The organism is Serratia sp. SSNIH1 (assembly GCF_002935055.1).
In the GTDB taxonomy this organism is placed as follows: Bacteria; Pseudomonadota; Gammaproteobacteria; order Enterobacterales; family Enterobacteriaceae; genus Serratia; species Serratia nevei.
The window spans coordinates 1,676,093-1,692,464 of the sequence record NZ_CP026383.1 but is presented as its reverse complement, the minus strand read 5'-3'; the positions used below and the strand labels follow the sequence as shown (position 1 = coordinate 1,692,464).

Below are 16,372 nucleotides of genomic sequence, written 5' to 3'. Positions count from 1 at the left end.
AAAAGTCGGCGCAATCACCGCAGCGCCGCACGACTCTCAGCGGATTTCAACGCTGATATCCGGGTAGGCCTTCTCGCCGTCGCTGAGGTAATGCCCCAGCGCCCGGTAAGCCATCACGTACAGCACGGCGGCGGCGCACAGGCACAGCAAGGTCACGAGCAGGAATCTGGATTTGCGCACGATAGGCTCCATGGGGAAATTTTCGCCTATTGTAGCGCGGCAAAATAAACGAAGGTTCAATTGCCGGCGGGTCATGCGCCTCGCACCCACTCGGCGAGGCGGCTTCAGATCATTTCTTCAACATGTAGATAAACGAATCGACGGTTTCGCCGCCGGCGGTGGTGACGCTGACCGCTACCCGTTCATCCCCCTCGCCTGCGAACGCATCGAGAGTCGGCCAGTGGTTGACGAGATTAGCTGAACGGAACAGAAAACCATTCACCCGATTGCCGCTGTTATCCAACACGATGCCTGGGTAGCCCATCTCGGCGCCCCAGCCTTCGTTAAGCAGCGATCCGCCAACGCTGCCTTCTTCCCAGCTGCCGCCGATGGCTTCCATAATGTGCGCGTTGGGTCTGCCCGGCCCCAGGGTGCCGTATACGAATAAACTTTGCATTTTTCACTCTGCCACTGACTGAAAAAAAGTCTTTACTCAGAGTGCTGTACAGCCCCTGCCAGAAAGCAATGGCCTTTTACACGGCTCATTCCAGATCTAATTGATTCAACAAACCGGTACGCGTCAACGAGAATGAACCATAGTGTGCGTAGAGGTTTTCATTGAGCGCTGAAGTGCGCAATAAGCATAGAATAACTGCGCCATCATGTAAGACCAAGTAAGGAAGGCACAGGTCATAAAGACCATCTTCGTGCCATCTCCCAGGATCGGGAAGAAGTCATACTTCAGCGCAATCGTCCCCCCTGCGCCCCCCCCCAGCAGAGTCGCCAGCGCATGCAGGAATTCGCCGGCACGCACCAGACACCAAATGAAATACAGCAGATACAATGTGTACAGCGCCCACATCAGCACATAAAAATAGGGCAGCCACGGTTTGAATGCCGTCGACAGGAAGTAAATAGCCGTGACACTGAAAGCGGCCAAGAACAAGATGAAATCCTTCGCCGGCGACGGCTTGTAGCCATGCGTCACGGCCATCAAGCCAAGCGTTCCAACAATCGGCACACCGACACCTCGGGAAAAGGCATCAAGAAAAATGGCAACATCGTAGTTGGTTTGCCAGCCGGTAGCGATGAAGGTCGTAAAGTTTGTCGCGGAAATACCAACTATCAAAAATTCCACGCCAAGCAGGTAGTTTTTGCGCCTGACAAATGCCGCACCATAATACAAACCGCACACCACCAGGAGTACACACGAGAACAACGCGAATATATCTATTAATTCCACGATAACAGCCTCTGTCACTAGAGTTACGTCGTTGCTCCGCCGTCACGAACCAAGGGCAACGACATCAAATGCAATCAGCCTTTTATGGCAATATCTTTACGTACTTTCCTATCGATCCAGTCATCCATCAACTTAGTCGCCGCAAACGCGGACTGTATGGCGCACCACTGCAAGGGCTCAGGCAGCATGGATGGCGTCTTGTGGTGCAACGCAGCCAACAGCTCTGGCGTCCTGCCGTTGATTTGCTTGGCCAAAAGCAAGCCGATAAACGATTGGGTGCCGAGTCCATGGCCCGAGCAACCGGCGGTATAGAAAATATTTTGTTTTTCGCCCATTGCGCCGAGTACCGGCAGGAAGTCATAGGCGCCGCTGACATAACCACTCCAACAATGCTTGATACCTAGGTCGTGCAAGGCCGGATAGCGTGCGCGTAGTACCTGTTCCAATGCCACATAGGCGCCTTGATCGGGGATGTTGGGCGTCTTTGAACCATAGGCATAGCCCAACTTCTTGACAGTCAATACCATGGTGCCGTGCGCCGTCAGGCGGTGACTCTCCATGGTATAGTGCGGCGTGATGATCCCCTCTCTTCCCTGCCACCCCAGAGCAGCAAGTTGTTGCGGCGAGAGCGGTTGCGTTTCTATCGCCGACACCCGAATCGCTGCAACCTTGTTGCGCAGCACGCCTAGCTGGGGGAGGTAAGCATTGGCCGCCAATACCATTACCGGAGCGGTCGCACTACCGTGCGCAGTCTTGCAGACAATGCTCGAACCCTCGCTGAAGGAGAGCAATGGCGTGCGCTCGTAAAATTTCACCCCCGCCTCGATAGCCGCACGGCGCAGACCGCCGACATACTTCCCAGGATTCAACGTGCCACCACACTGCTCGGCGGCGAAAAGAAAGGCCGGCGGAATTCCCCGCGCCCGCATTTCGGAACTGTCCACGAAGCGGGTCTTTGCCCCTAACTTTTGACCCAATGCCATGTTTTGCCGCAGGCGTTTTTCCTGGCTGAGATGAATACCTGCTCGCAACACACCGGACGGGTTGTAATCACAGTCAATACCTAACGTTTTCATTCGACCTTCCACGTAGGGCACTGCCTCGTCGTAGAACCTGACGAACTGCGTCGCCTGTGCCACACCTAACCGTTTGACGAACATGTCGTACTCGATTCCCATGCTGCCCAGCAGGTAGCCGGCATTGCGGCCACTGGCGCCGAAGCCGGCGAACTCCTGCTCCAGCAGGATGACCTGCGCCCCCAGCGCCCGCAACTCCAGCGCAGTCGATAGCCCGGCAAATCCGGCACCGACCACGATGACATCAGCCTTCACATCCCCTTCAAGCGAGGGCTGTAGGTCGGCAGGCGGCTCCACCCAGCCCCCCAGGCTGCGAAACTTCAATGGTGCAACGCCACCAAAAGATGCTTTGTTCCCTGCATTCATTATATAACCCCCAGCATATCGCTTATTGTTTCCATCCTGCGTCGCCTCAAGACAGCCCTGAGTGAGCCGCAAGAACGTGCCCTGCTCATCTCATCATCTGCTTTCCTCGTCATTCAGCGGGATATTCCAAATCAACAGTTCAAGGGCTGCTGCAACTTGAATACGGTGGTCGGCAAACTGGAGAGGCAGTAGATGCTGAGCGCGATCCAGGCGGCGCAGCAATGTATTGCGATGCGTACGCAGTGCTTCAGCGGTCTGGGTGACATTACAACCGTTGGCCAGGAAAGCATGCAGCGATCGTTGAAGTACCACAGAATCTGTCGCTAGGCGTCCGAGCGTTCTCAAGACAAACTGCCTAGCCGCACGGGCGTCGTGGGTCATCAGGGACACCATCCTCACCTGGTCTATCGTAGCAACGGCCGGCGCACCAGTTAATCGCCCTAATAATCTCTGGGTGGTCAAGGCTTCCAGATGAGATCGGCGGAAGCCGCCTATTCCTGCGATCGGTGAGCCGATGGCCGCTCGTAGTGTTGGGAAACGCCGAGCAATATCTTGCAGTTCGTTTAAATCCAATACTTTTGTCGTATGGCACCAAACCCATAAGGTCGCAGGGCCAGCGAAGACGATGAGGGGAGCTGTCGAACCCATGAGATGTGCCACCGCATACGCCATTGTCTCCAGTCGGCGAATATCCATATCCTCGATCTCGCTCCAGATTAGACAGGCACGGTGCCGCTGAAAAAGACTGTAACCCAGTTGCCTGCCTAATTGCTCAACATCCACGTTTCCACCATCAAGCAACCGGCTGACCAGGCTGCGTTTGTCGATAGAACCCTCATGGAACTGAGCTCTCTTTTCCTCCAGGAGAATTTGAGTCAATGTACACATGTTGCTGTCGATGAATGTCGAGATCGAGCGCAACGAAACTTCGAGGAATTCCTTTAGCTCTATGGGATCTTGCGTAAGGTTAAACGCAAGCGCCATCCAAAGCTCCCAAGCTGCGTTTTGCGTCGATCGGGCGATCTTCATCAGCAGCTCCCCTTCGCCCCTATGAACCAGCTCTCGGGCCGTGTCCAGAATGTCAGCAGACACGTAGGGTTGCACGGGTTCTCCGGGGCGCTGCAGATTCGCATTTGCCCAGTGCAACAATTCTGCCCGATTGGCGCGCCGGAACGCTGCCAGCATGACCGGGTCCTCCAGTATTCTCATACCTTCTTGAGAAGCGGCAAGCGACTGGTTCAAACGCTCGATCCACTCAGTTGGAAGTGTCTGAGCGAGTTCGGCGCCTTTGCGCATGAGTTCACAAACTGCTTCTGACGGACGTAGTGAAACAGACAACGTAATGGTCATGGACGATACCAATCACTCAAAAGGTACACGAATATAGCGGTGGTCTGATGGCAACAGAGCCCCCTCCGGCATGCACAGCAGAACAGTTTTCATTCTGAATGGGGCGTGCCACACACGGCCCGAAAACAACACAGCAGTCCCGTCGATCTTGAATAACGCAGCCTCTGCAAAACATCGTCCGTGAACTGCTTTACTGCAAACGTCATTTACCATCAGCCCGTCCGGTTCGACGACCAGCACTCACGGCCACGCTACCGCTATCGTAGTGACCGGGCCTTTACTTTAGTTGGAAGCCATTGCTCTCCCCATGGGTTACCCCATGGGGTTGTCTATGTCAGAACCCTTTTCCAGGTTCGGAGAAGTTCGACATGGTCAGAAGTTCCTGGGGATCGCGCATTTGGCCATCGATTTCCACCCACCCCTGCAGTGTCGAACTGGCACTCCAGCCCAGTAGACGCTGCATTTCAGCAGGAAGTTGACGAACGCGTTCAACGGGAATGGAAAGGAAGTGATTTTCTTCAAGACGCAGAAACGCCAAATCGTAGGCCATCGTCAGTCCAGTGCGAGGAGACGTGGAATTATTGGAGCCACCACAATGATACACAGAGCCCATCCATAACAGCGCGGAACCTGCTTTCATTTCTGCAGCGACAGTTTCTTCCTGAGTAGGCATACGCTCGTCATCCCATAGATGGCTCCCTGGAATAACACGCGTTGCCCCATTCTCTTCGGTGAATTCTGAAATGGCCAACATCATTTGCAGCCTTGCTTCACGGCCATACTGTGGATGGCGCCAGAGCGACGTGGCATCGTCACGATGCAGAGGCTGGCGGCCTTGGCCCGGGGCGATCTGAATAGCCTGAGTAATGCTGAGTTGAATATCAGGCTCGATCTCTGCACGGTCATTGCCGACCCAAACGTGGGTGGGTGTTTGTAGGATCTTTCTGGCGGCACCGATGAACAGCGGATTGAGTGCCACCTCCACGGCGGTATCACTTCGCCCGATTATGCGGGCGATACGGCGAGTCTGAGTACCCGCGAAGTAGGGATCCACGCCAAAAGGTGTGGCATTCAGGTAAGTGTCCAGCTCGTTGGCAAGAGACTTCAGCACTGTTGGTGAGACAAAGTCGGAAATTATGACCCCGCCGTCGCGCTTGATGACTTCTACCACCTGATCGATCGATGCATCACTACTGAGCGTCGAGAGTTTTCGTGTATTCATATGCTGTCTACCTTTATGGTTATTCAGTTAGCAACCTGTGCAACCAGACCCAGCGCATACATGGCCGGCCCAGGACGCCTTTTGTCCCCGCCCTATCACCCCCATTCGGCGATGACCAGCTGGAGAATTCAGCATTGTCGAACATGGTCAATTGATCAAGTTGAGTGATCTGATAATTTTCGCCTGTTTTTTCTCGCAGGTTTACAAAGGCACGCAGCATGCCTGTCAGCAAAGGGGTTTCATCGATTTATGGATTGGGGCTTGACCCTGCGATAGTATTCCTTATCCACGGAGCCAGAGCTTCGCTGGCGACAACATCAAAAAAGGAGAACATTTAATGGCTCGGATAAGTGCTAGAGAGCGGAGACAGGACTTTATTGAAGCCACCATCAAGGTGATTACGGAACATGGCGTGGCTAATGCCACTACGCGGCGTATTGCGGAGGCAGCAGGTTCTCCGTTAGCCTCCTTGCACTATGTCTTTCACACGAAGGACGAATTGTTCTGTGCAGTATACGAGTCTCTTATTAACATGCCTCAGAAGTCGTTGCAGAACATGCCGGAAAATTCGACAACAGCGGAAGCAGTGGGAGAGATACTACGCAGTCTGGTCAGGTGGTTCACTACCAACCCTGACTTGGCAACTACGCAATTCGAATTGTTCTTCTGGAATCTTCGTAACAACCCGGACGTAGCAAACAAAATTTACACCGCCTCTATCGAAGCGACCAAGCAAGCGATCGTGAGTATTACCGCTACAGAACTAAAACCGGCCACGTTAACCGCCATTAGCAATCTACTGATCAATCTGTTCGACGGCTTGTTGCTGAGTTGGTCAGCCCATGGCAACCTTGAACGTCTGGAAAAAGAGACCGAAACAGCTTGCCGAGCCGTCAAGCTGCTGATAGCCAGCTACCAGAACGCTCCTTGAATCAACCGTACTGCGCTGCCGCATGACTATTCGCGCCTCCCCCTTTCTATTCAAACCTTCGACGAGCATACTTCACTGCAACGCTCTGCACGCTCTCCCCATCAAGATACCGATCTGTTCTTCTCTCCATCATCCAACACTCGGTTGAAGGCAGTGCTTCAATCAGACCAATATCGGTTGTAGTGCAAATCCCCCTAAAATGGCAGCGAAGCGGTGCATTTTGCACCTTGCCCCCCCCAATTGTCAGCACTAACATGTTCACTTGATCAAGTCAAAAAATCATTTTCTACAGCACTCTATCAGGAGCTCGACATGCCCTCTCATACTGATCTTCCTCTTGAGCCACTTGACGTATTGATCATGGGAGCTGGCGTGTCTGGCATAGGTGCGGCAGCCTATCTGCGACGCGATCAGCCACACAAAGTCATTGCGATTCTCGAATCCCGTGAACAAATGGGCGGCACCTGGGATCTGTTCCGTTATCCGGGTATTCGTTCGGACTCGGATCTGTATACCTTTGGTTTTGACTTTAAACCCTGGACGAAAGCCAAATCTCTGGCCGATGCGTCGGACATTCTCGAGTATCTTCACGAAACCATTGATGAATATGCGCTAGCTCCCTTCATTCATTATAAGCAGCAGGTGATCTCCGCGAACTGGCAAACGGACAAAGGTTTATGGGCTGTACAAGTCGAGGACGGTTATACGGCTAAGATCCGTGTGATCGAATGCCGCTGGTTGTTCAGTGCAGGCGGTTACTATCGTTACGATCAGGGGTTCAGTCCTCGTTTTGAAGGCAGTGAGCATTTCAAGGGGCAAATCATTCACCCACAACACTGGCCAGAACAGTTGGATTACACCGGCAAGCGAGTCGTCGTCATTGGCAGTGGTGCAACGGCGGTGACCTTGATTCCCGCCATGGCGGACAAAGCTGCCAGTGTAACCATGCTACAGCGCACTCCCTCCTACATCATCAATCAGCCTGCGAATGATTCCGTTGCAGCTTTTCTACGCAAGATTCTACCGGAACAAACAGCTTACTCACTGACACGCTATAAAAATGCCAAGATTACTTTGGCTTTCTGGGGATTTTGCCAACGCTTCCCTAAGCTCTCGCGAAAACTGCTTCTTTGGTTGACCCGTAAGGAATTGCCGAAAGACTACCCGGTCGATGTGCATTTTAATCCGCCCTACAACCCATGGGATCAACGTCTTTGTTCAGTTCCCGAAGGCGATTTGTTCAAAACTATCAGCGCAGGGAAAGCCGACGTCGTGACCGATCATGTCGAACGGTTCACCGAACACGGTGTATTGCTCAAATCGGGCAAGATGCTTAAGGCTGACATTATCATTACTGCCACGGGGCTTAACGTACAACTGTTTGGCGGCATCACCCTATACAAGGACGGCAAACCGGTCGTGCTGAGTGAAACCATCGCCTACAAAGGCATGATGCTCTCCGGCGTACCCAATTTTGCGTTTGCGGTGGGTTACACCAATTCATCCTGGACCTTGAAAGTTTGCCTGCTGTGCGACCATTTTTGCCGCTTGCTGGGTTTCATGGAACGCAAAGATTATAACGTTTGCGAGCCTAAAGCACCGGATGGTATCAAGACTCGCCCCTTGTTGGACTTCGGAGCCGGCTACGTGCAGCGCGTACTGGACAGCATGCCACGACAGGGACCACGCGAACCTTGGGTGATGTCGATGGATTATTTTCGCGATATCAAGTTATTGCGCCGTGGAAAAGTGGATGATAAGCATCTCTCGTTCATGACAGTAAGCCATTCCCCCTTACATGCCGACATCGAACTGCAGCAGCAAGGTAGCCACCCATGAGCACCGACCACTTCTGTGAGTTAGCGATGCAACGCAAGCTCTGCTATCGTAGCCACGGCTCAGAAGACGCTCCTGCGGTTCTTCTTATCGTCGGTTTAGGACTACAGTTGACCTATTGGCCACAAACGCTGATTGCCGGGCTGGTTGAGCGAGGTTTTCGCGTCATAACATTAGACAACCGCGATTCGGGCAAATCGTTCTTTACTGACGTGGCGCCTCCCACGATCTTGCAGCAGTTGTTCCGTAAACGGACTTCCGGTTATAACCTGGCTGATATGGCCGAAGACGTGATCGGTCTCATGAATGGCTTGAAACTAGAAATGGCGCATGTAATGGGTATGTCGATGGGGGGAATGATCGCCCAGACACTCGCTGCCCGCTATCCTGAGCGCATCAGGACACTAACCTCCATTTTCTCGACAACCGGCTCTCTACGCGTAGGCCAGCCAGCATACAAGACTATCTTGCATCTCGTGCGCCGCCCCCCCCGGAATCAGCTGGAAAGTGTTCGGAATTATCTGGACATAATGAGGCTTATTGGTTCAACGCTCGAGTGGAACGAGAAAGCGCTGCGTGACTATGCCCTGGAAGCCTGGGACCGAGGTGGCCGTGAGGCGAGCAACGTAGGAACCGCCAGACAAGTTGGCGCCATCATTAATTCCGGTGACCGCACCGCGGAGATACGGCGAATTCGTTGCAGGTCGCTGATTATTCATGGGGAGAAAGATCTGATGGTCGCAACTAATGGTGGGTTCGCCACGGCTGCGGCGATTCGTGGCTCCAACCTGGTTCTCTTACCTGGTATGGGGCATGACTTTCCGACCTGCCTGTCGGGCACGCTGCTATCCCTGTTGGCTGGGCACATGCGCTAACACGTATTCGCTTTTTAAAAGATACTAGGATGCTTTTCTATTGCCACACCAGGGACTTCCCAAAGCAGGCTTAAAACAAAAACAAAAACAAAAAAACAAAAAAACAAAAAAAAGACAAAACCTTCGCTTGCACGAAACCACAAAGCCACCTATCACAGTTTTGATTTTTAAGACATTACTCCCCACCAAAATCGTGATTGAACCAGGCCCGTCCGGATGCATCATGGAACATCTATGAGCACGGCAGCGAACGTACCTTTACACCATGCTATATATATTCCTTTCATCAAAGCCAGTTCTGACAGTAGCGGCTCAGGTTCTGGACAATGCCTCCAGCGCCTGCGAGCCGATTTATTACAAGAAGAAGGCCAGATAATTGTTGATGGCGTTGTAGTCCATATCTCTTTCGCACCCTATGCACGTATCCCGTTGTGGATTGTATAACTTACGACGTAGAGTGGCATATGTACCTTTATACGAGTATAATTCGAGAATTTGAACGATTAAAGAGGTTAGTATGTTAAATGTCAGTGACAACAGTAAAAATGAAAGTATATTGCTAGAGTATAAGAAAATGGAATCGGTTTACCATAAATTTTCAGCAAAGGTTGAGGATATTTTATTACACGCAATTAAAGGCATAAAGATTATAAATGTAAACAAAAGAGTTAAGACATTAGAAAGCCTTTCGGATAAGCTCATTAAGAAACAGTCTAAATACAATGATATAAACGAAATCACAGATATCGTAGGCGTCCGAGTAATTACATTATTCTCCGATGACGTTGATGGCGTGGCGAGAATAGTTGAAAGTGAGTTTGACGTTGATATTGAAAACTCTATAGACAAACGTAAAAGTGAGTCTCCTGATAAATTTGGCTATATGTCTCTTCATTATGTAATTCAGATGAAAAAAAACAGAACCAATTTACCAGAATATAAAGAATTCGCTGGATTAAAAGCAGAAATACAAATCAGGACATCATTACAACACTCCTGGGCTGAGATGGAACATGGCCTTCAGTACAAAAATAGTGACGCGCTACCGTATAAAATTAGAAGACAACTATCAAGCTTATCCAGTTTATTAGAAACTGCTGACTCTCAGCTGGTTCTTCTCAAAGATTTTGAAAATGAACTGATCGATGAATCAACGCTATCGTTAAACAAAGAAAAACCTGAAAACGTCGCACTAAACAAAATAACGCTTCCTTTATTCTTTAAAGACAAAAACTCAATTATCTATAAAATCAGGGACGAGTTTTTGAACAATAAATCCGACAAAGAACTCAACGTCCCAGGAGTGGAAAAATTAGCAGATTTTGATCGCGAAGGAATTAGAACACTAGACTCTAACCTGTCATTTTTTGCATCATGCCTTCATGACTTTGAAATATTCAATTTCCAACAACTCTATGATTTTTGCAAAAACAGATCAGATGTCCTACTTAACCACTCGGATAAAATAAATGAGGAGATTCTACGTAAACCTAGCGCGATAAACATTAATAATTTCTTCTTTATGTTTTTGCTGGCTTGCATATATGACGAACTAATCAATGGGAATAAGATTGATGATAAATCAAACTGATCGCTAGTGGCATCTATTTACTGGCAAAGGTGAATAAAAACATTATCATCTATTTATACGCATTTATATACATAAAATAATTGTTATAGGAATATTTAATTTTTTATAGTTGCAGGCAATATGAAGAGAAATTCATAGCCATATGCTATACAGCATCAATGTCTACTACCTGCCATCAATGACCGTGACTTGAATGGCAGGAAAAGGGTAGGATATGGAAAAAAGAGAGTGCTAATCATTGAAGCTGGTATACATACGACGGAAGCCCTAGAAAAGCATCTAGAAAAAGACGACTTCGCCTTGGCCAAAGCAGGTGATGGTCCTAAAGGACTAGAGATGTTTTTTCCTGGCAATCTTACTTAATCTTACTTGATGCCCAACTGTCAGGAATCAATGGCTATGAAATACTAGCACGTATACGTAGAAAGAGTGTCGTACCTATAATAATGTTGACAGTAACAGGAGAAATACAGAATAAGAACACTTCACTAAGGCACGGTATTGATGACTATATTGCGAGGTCATATAATCTGGAAGAGGTTGTCGCACGGGTACATGCGGTACTAAGAAGAACAACTGCACCGAACATAAAATCTGTCCTCATTACTTGCGGCCAAGTACAACTTGATGAAAATGCAATTTTAGCTCAAATTTATTACGCCGATGATATTAAAACCCCTTTAAGCCTTACGCCAACAGAATTCTTGTAGCTATCAATATTAATGCGTTCACCAAGAAAATTCTACTCACAGCAGACATTGTTGAGTAAGTGCTTGCCAGAGAGTGATACTTGTGAACGTGTTGTTGACGCTCATATTTATAATTTACGGAAAAAGCCGAATTCGGCTGGGGTGCACGATGCTTTTAATTATCGTAAGAACGGCATGATATAGATATTGGAGTCAATAAAACAGAGCAACCCCGCCCCTCCCAACCCCCCCCCCCCCCCCCTAAAATCACGGCAACTCACTTGTTATTCAGAATAATGTCATATTTTATTCTTTTTTGATTTGAACGCTAAGATCACAACTTTATATAAATATTATTACTTGTTAGATTTTTGCGATAAAACCACGCCATTCTGCCATTCATATGTATATCCCCCCTACCGAAACAACATAAATAAATCTGTTACCATCACACTAATAGTATGAAATCTACCATATAATTATATAATTCCGCCATCAACACTGTCGATTTTTCAACTGGCGCAATCGTTACAAAGAGAGCATCCCGCCACGGCTTATCTCCGCTAAGCCCGACCAGTCTCTTGGAAAATTTAGCTAGCTGAACATCAATACTTCTCAGATAAGACAGTACAGTACGAATAAGAGAAGGACGGGCATTCCGACAGGATAGATTTGGAATGTTGGCTAAATGCTTGCACCGCTCGGGGAGCAAGCATAACGCAAAAAACCCTTTAAGATAAATTTATTATTGCATTATCTCTGCACCTGTTTCAATTACTCAGTCCTGAGAAGCCACCTTAAGAATATTATAAATGTAGTGCCTATAGCTGTTAAAAAGTGATTGATCTTCGCAATCGTTCAAAGCCCCTTTGCACAAGTGTCGCATGTCGATATTAGCCTGATAGAAGGGCGACACCTTTAGTCTGGCTTGTTCAAGCAGAATCCCTCCTAAAAAGGCGATATCAGTTATCGACCCCAAGTCTGCAACAGGCTGCATATTGGCATTGTCTCGCAAACTGAACTGCGTCAAATGTGCGGCATCTGGTAGTGATGTCGAATACCCATTCTCCCAATCAATATTCGGCTGATGATCACCAAAATACATAAACATTGTGGGCTTTTGACGCTGATCGATAAACTGGAAAAATTCTGACATCGCTGCGTCGGAGGTTTGTATTTTTTCCATATAGTGGCTGAACTTAGCTGCGGAAGTTTTGTTTGTTACCACTGGCCTCAGTTGATAGTTATCTTTGTGGCTAGCGTCATAAGGCCCATGCTCATACATGGTCAACGCATAAACAAACACTGGCTTGTCAGTATGGGTATCAAGTATTTTTTTGATGTAATGCAGTATGTCGGCGGTGCTGATATGCCACAGGTTATCCTGCAAGCTACCAGGATAACCTAATTCCTGGGGTTGGATAATTTTATCGACTCCCATCATGGTATAGGCGTGGCCGGCGTTATAAGCTGACTTATTAAAGGGAGTGAGAACCACGGTATAATAACCATTAGCTTTCATCTGCTTGAAAAGACTGTCATTCACATGGTCGATAACCGAGTAAAAAACCGCATTTTTCTTGGTACCAAAATCATCGCTGCGCAACCCCGTGAGGACTGAAAACTCCGATAACCAAGTCCCCCCTCCGAAAGTTTGTACTCGCATCAGCGTATGCGCTTTCACCGCCGTCCCTTGTTCAAACATGGAAAAATGCGGCAGCAATGCCGGATCGGGAAGCTGATACAATCGAGGATCAGTGGTGGACTCCTGCAGCAGCAGTACAATATCTGGGTGCATATTATCAGATGCCTGGGATACTTTATTTAGCACAGATGTGCGGGTAGTAAAGTTCTCAGAACTGTCATCGGGAAAGGAGGGAGAGTCATAGTTCATCTGGCTGCTCGACATCACCAGATTAGACACCACGCCTGTTCCGCCCGGTAAAGTGCCGGCCCAGTCTTGTTGATAAAAGAGCACACATTGGCTCAGCACGCCACCGCTAACGGACATCATACAAAGAGCAACGACTCTCGGCGTAACCCCACGTCGACGGGGTACTGCACGCCAGCCAACGATGAGCGTAATAGCAACAATCCCTCCCAATCCGACCAAGGCCAACCCAGCTTCCGGATAATGAAACAACGTGCCGACATTTGAGAGGTCGGTCAGCATAAAGAGATCGGAGAACATCAATTTGTCTTTATAATAATGCACTTTAAGCTGATTAATAAACTGCAGCACGATAACTAGCACACTACCGGTCGATATGGCAAACAGTACCTTCGCGGAGAGTAAGTATCCTATCCCCACAACGAAAACAAATGCACTAATAGCAGTAACGAGAGGATAAATGTCATCAGGAGAATTGCCAACCAAAATAATTATGGCTGCAATAATTAGCAGAAATAGATAAGAATAAGTCTTTGGCCTAGAGATATACTGCGTTCTTATCGATGGGTGGGAGTGATGCTTCATTATGCTACTTTTCACCTATGAGAGAGGGAAATTAATTCGTTGTTAAAGAGTATTAATTAATGTGTTCTTCACGCTCAAATAGTGATAACCAGAAGCACAAATTTAGTCGACGACACTCTAACCAACATCCACCGTATAGATTTATCTGGCAAGTTTACAGTATCCACACGGGCAACATCTAGCAACCCATGCGATATAATCGCTCTGCTAAAATTCACCGCGACTAACTTGCTCCCGAACCGTACACCGTAACTCACCCGCACAATCCCAACAAGTTTTATCTCTAACTCACTCATTCCCCGGGCCTCCATTTCTGAGAGAGTAGCCAGCACGGCATCACCATTTTATGCTCTTTTTTTGAGCAACCATTATCCCATCAGACCTATTGACTCACCTACGTCATAACGCCATTATCACATACGTTCTGTTGACAGTCGCATATGAACTCCCCTTTTGGCTCGTAGAGCTGAAAATCCAAGTTTTCTAAGCGGCCATGTCGAAATATTCAGAAGACTGGATGCTTGAGCTTAGTATAAAATTCTTATAACAAGATTGTGTGGAGATAGTGTGGAGGTTTCATGTGGAAAGTAGCATTCATGCTTGGGAGATTGAATGAAAACCATTAAAATTCTTCTTGCGGAAGATGAATATGAAATTACCGAGATCCTTACTGCTTATCTTAGAAACGAAGGTTTCGAGGTCGTGCCTGCGCACAACGGACGGCAAGCCATCGCACTGTTTCAGGCCACGCTACCACAGTTCGTGATTCTGGATATCAAAATGCCGTTAATGAACGGCTGGCAGGTGCTGAATGAAATTCGCAAGACGCACGATACACCAGTCATGATGCTAACCGCATTAGATACGGATGTTGACAAAATCCATGCTCTGCGTAATGGTGCTGACGATTATATTGTCAAGCCATTTAATCCAGCAGAGGTGATTGCCAGAGTGAACATTATTTTGCGCAGGGTTTCGTTTCACCGTAACAACAAAGATCTTTCAGTTTATTCCACAAAAAACATTGAAATAAACATTGAACATCACCAAGTTACAATAAAAAACACCGGCGAAGACATCGGTGATAAGCTAACATCAACCGAGTTCAGATTATTAACACACCTTATTCGTTATCCCAAACGGGTTTTTACGCGACAAGAGTTACTAGAGAACTGCCTGCCGGAGAATGATGCTAATGAGCGCACAGTAGACAGTCATGTCAGCAAACTCAGAAAGAAATTTAGCCAAGCTGGATTATCTAATATTCCTGAAAGCATCCGTGGTTTTGGTTACCGGCTGGGGGATTGATATGGTACATCGCAGCATCAATAGTCAGCTTTTCCTCCTAACGCTAAAAGTGGTGATTTCCACATTAGTGCTCATTTCTGCCGTCTATAGCACCTACTTCATGATTTTCTACGATTGGCATTCTCCTCCGGCGTTTTCCTGGATACATGACAGCCTAATGACGATATTATCCGTTCTACTCTCTTCGGTGCTCGCCAGTTATCTATCGTTGAGTTTTGCCAAAAGACTTATTAAACCATTACAGTCAGTGGCTCACAGCGCCAGAAAAATCTCTGAAGGCCAGCTTAGCGAACGAGTGAACCACCATCACTGCCATACCATCGAAATAGTCCGGCTTATCAATGATTTTAACTCTATGGCAGGCAAGCTCGAAGCAATGTCTGATGATATGAAAAAATGGAATGCAGCTATCGCCCATGAATTACGTACCCCGGTTACAGTTATTCAGGGCCGTCTGCAAGGTCTACGGGACGGCCTATTTGCGAACGACAGTAGGCAGTTCGACATGCTGATTCGGCAAACTGAAGGACTGTCCCGTTTGATCGACGATTTACGCGTACTCAGCCTATCGGACAGCGGTCAATTATACATTTACCGTGAAACGGTACATCTGAAAGCACTGTTACACAATTGCGTAGAAACGTTTAATAGCCACCTCACCGCCAGTGGTCTTAAGCCCGTCATCGAAGCCGCGGATGTGGTGTGTTATGTCGATGAGGTACGCCTCCGCCAAATCTTTATAGCCCTGCTCAGCAACGCCTGCAAATATGCCGACCCCGGTCTGCTGCGGATGCGTTGCTCAGCAAGGCGCAGCGATATTATCATAACAGTGGAAGATGAAGGGCCCGGTATCGCAGATGAGGAATGTACTGCCATTTTCGAAGCATTTTTCCGTTCCCACACTAGCGGTAAGAAAGAAATCAACGGCAGCGGACTCGGCCTGGCGGTAGTCAACGCCATTGCTCTAGCGCACGGCGGGCAAGCCACATATCGTCACAGCGAGCTTGGTGGTACCTGTATTGAAATCTCGCTCCCTAACTGCGTCAATGCGACATTGTAGGAACGCCCTTCCTCATCTATCTTTCCACACGTCCTGCAGCAACGCCTTGTCGAGGCTCAGATCTGCCTGCTTCAGGACAAAGACAAGCTGCTCTACGGTGAATCGTGATTTTTTCATCGGCACCACCTCTGCTCAGGGAGTGTCGATCATGCCGGGATTCGGTTTCTGAATGGCGCAGGATTTTGTGTCA

17 protein-coding genes are annotated in these 16,372 nt (G+C 48.4%); 10 read left to right on the top strand and 7 right to left on the bottom strand.

The genetic code is table 11. The features are described 5' to 3' along the window. Positions 1–36: 36 nt before the first annotated feature. From C3F38_RS26380 to C3F38_RS08080, 6 genes are all read right to left on the bottom strand, one after another. Complete coding sequence (locus C3F38_RS26380) at positions 37–180, bottom strand: hypothetical protein (RefSeq protein ID WP_016928795.1); 144 nt, start codon at positions 178–180, stop codon at positions 37–39. Between the two features lie 109 nt (positions 181–289). Next, positions 290–616, bottom strand: coding sequence for a gamma-glutamylcyclotransferase (locus C3F38_RS08100; protein WP_048232897.1), 327 nt, complete (start codon positions 614–616; stop codon positions 290–292). A 123-nt stretch (positions 617–739) separates the two neighbouring features. Beyond that, positions 740–1,402: a hypothetical protein gene (locus C3F38_RS08095; RefSeq protein ID WP_197698861.1), complete on the bottom strand. Its 663-nt coding sequence runs from the start codon at positions 1,400–1,402 to the stop codon at positions 740–742. A 74-nt stretch (positions 1,403–1,476) separates the two neighbouring features. After that, positions 1,477–2,844 carry an FAD-binding oxidoreductase gene (locus C3F38_RS08090; RefSeq protein WP_055316085.1) on the bottom strand — a complete coding sequence of 456 codons (1,368 nt, stop codon included), beginning with the start codon at positions 2,842–2,844 and terminating at the stop codon, positions 1,477–1,479. A gap of 93 nt (positions 2,845–2,937) precedes the next feature. Continuing rightward, entirely contained in the window at positions 2,938–4,194 is a 1,257-nt protein-coding gene (locus C3F38_RS08085) for a CdaR family transcriptional regulator (RefSeq protein ID WP_181419870.1), read from the bottom strand. A 334-nt stretch (positions 4,195–4,528) separates the two neighbouring features. Then, entirely contained in the window at positions 4,529–5,416 is an 888-nt protein-coding gene (locus tag C3F38_RS08080; protein ID WP_038877390.1) for a phytanoyl-CoA dioxygenase family protein, read from the bottom strand. Positions 5,417–5,753: 337 nt separating this feature from the next. Between C3F38_RS08080 and C3F38_RS08075 the strand changes: the two genes are divergently transcribed. The 8 genes from C3F38_RS08075 to C3F38_RS26835 all read left to right on the top strand — a co-directional run bounded on the left by C3F38_RS08075 (position 5,754) and on the right by C3F38_RS26835 (position 11,542). After that, the gene (locus tag C3F38_RS08075) at positions 5,754–6,347 is read left to right on the top strand and encodes a TetR/AcrR family transcriptional regulator (protein ID WP_038877387.1); all 594 of its coding nucleotides are present in this window, start codon (positions 5,754–5,756) and stop codon (positions 6,345–6,347) included. A gap of 312 nt (positions 6,348–6,659) precedes the next feature. Then, positions 6,660–8,186, top strand: a complete 1,527-nt coding sequence (locus C3F38_RS08070) for an NAD(P)/FAD-dependent oxidoreductase (RefSeq protein WP_038875127.1) — start codon at positions 6,660–6,662, stop codon at positions 8,184–8,186. Further along, positions 8,183–9,058: an alpha/beta fold hydrolase gene (locus C3F38_RS08065; protein ID WP_038875124.1), complete on the top strand. Its 876-nt coding sequence runs from the start codon at positions 8,183–8,185 to the stop codon at positions 9,056–9,058. The genes C3F38_RS08070 and C3F38_RS08065 overlap by 4 nt, the downstream gene beginning before the upstream one ends. A gap of 234 nt (positions 9,059–9,292) precedes the next feature. Continuing rightward, entirely contained in the window at positions 9,293–9,502 is a 210-nt protein-coding gene (locus C3F38_RS26145) for a hypothetical protein (protein ID WP_134267094.1), read from the top strand. Positions 9,503–9,575: 73 nt separating this feature from the next. Next, the gene (locus tag C3F38_RS08060; RefSeq protein ID WP_050572060.1) at positions 9,576–10,649 is read left to right on the top strand and encodes a GTP pyrophosphokinase family protein; all 1,074 of its coding nucleotides are present in this window, start codon (positions 9,576–9,578) and stop codon (positions 10,647–10,649) included. A gap of 228 nt (positions 10,650–10,877) precedes the next feature. Beyond that, positions 10,878–11,012 carry a hypothetical protein gene (locus C3F38_RS26735; protein ID WP_255411654.1) on the top strand — a complete coding sequence of 45 codons (135 nt, stop codon included), beginning with the start codon at positions 10,878–10,880 and terminating at the stop codon, positions 11,010–11,012. Further along, positions 11,012–11,359, top strand: a complete 348-nt coding sequence (locus tag C3F38_RS26840; protein WP_168166342.1) for a response regulator transcription factor — start codon at positions 11,012–11,014, stop codon at positions 11,357–11,359. Before C3F38_RS26735 ends, C3F38_RS26840 begins: the two co-directional genes overlap by 1 nt. A 12-nt stretch (positions 11,360–11,371) precedes the next feature. Beyond that, on the top strand, positions 11,372–11,542 hold the full coding sequence (locus tag C3F38_RS26835) for a winged helix-turn-helix domain-containing protein (RefSeq protein ID WP_168166341.1): 171 nt from the start codon (positions 11,372–11,374) through the stop codon (positions 11,540–11,542). Between the two features lie 574 nt (positions 11,543–12,116). Here the strand turns inward: C3F38_RS26835 and C3F38_RS08050 are convergent. After that, on the bottom strand, positions 12,117–13,814 hold the full coding sequence (locus tag C3F38_RS08050) for an LTA synthase family protein (RefSeq protein WP_047728592.1): 1,698 nt from the start codon (positions 13,812–13,814) through the stop codon (positions 12,117–12,119). A 612-nt stretch (positions 13,815–14,426) separates the two neighbouring features. Between C3F38_RS08050 and C3F38_RS08040 the strand changes: the two genes are divergently transcribed. Further along, positions 14,427–15,122 carry a response regulator gene (locus C3F38_RS08040; protein WP_071605337.1) on the top strand — a complete coding sequence of 232 codons (696 nt, stop codon included), beginning with the start codon at positions 14,427–14,429 and terminating at the stop codon, positions 15,120–15,122. After that, positions 15,031–16,182, top strand: coding sequence for an ATP-binding protein (locus C3F38_RS08035; RefSeq protein ID WP_223294869.1), 1,152 nt, complete (start codon positions 15,031–15,033; stop codon positions 16,180–16,182). Before C3F38_RS08040 ends, C3F38_RS08035 begins: the two co-directional genes overlap by 92 nt. The last annotated feature ends 190 nt before the right edge of the window (positions 16,183–16,372 follow it).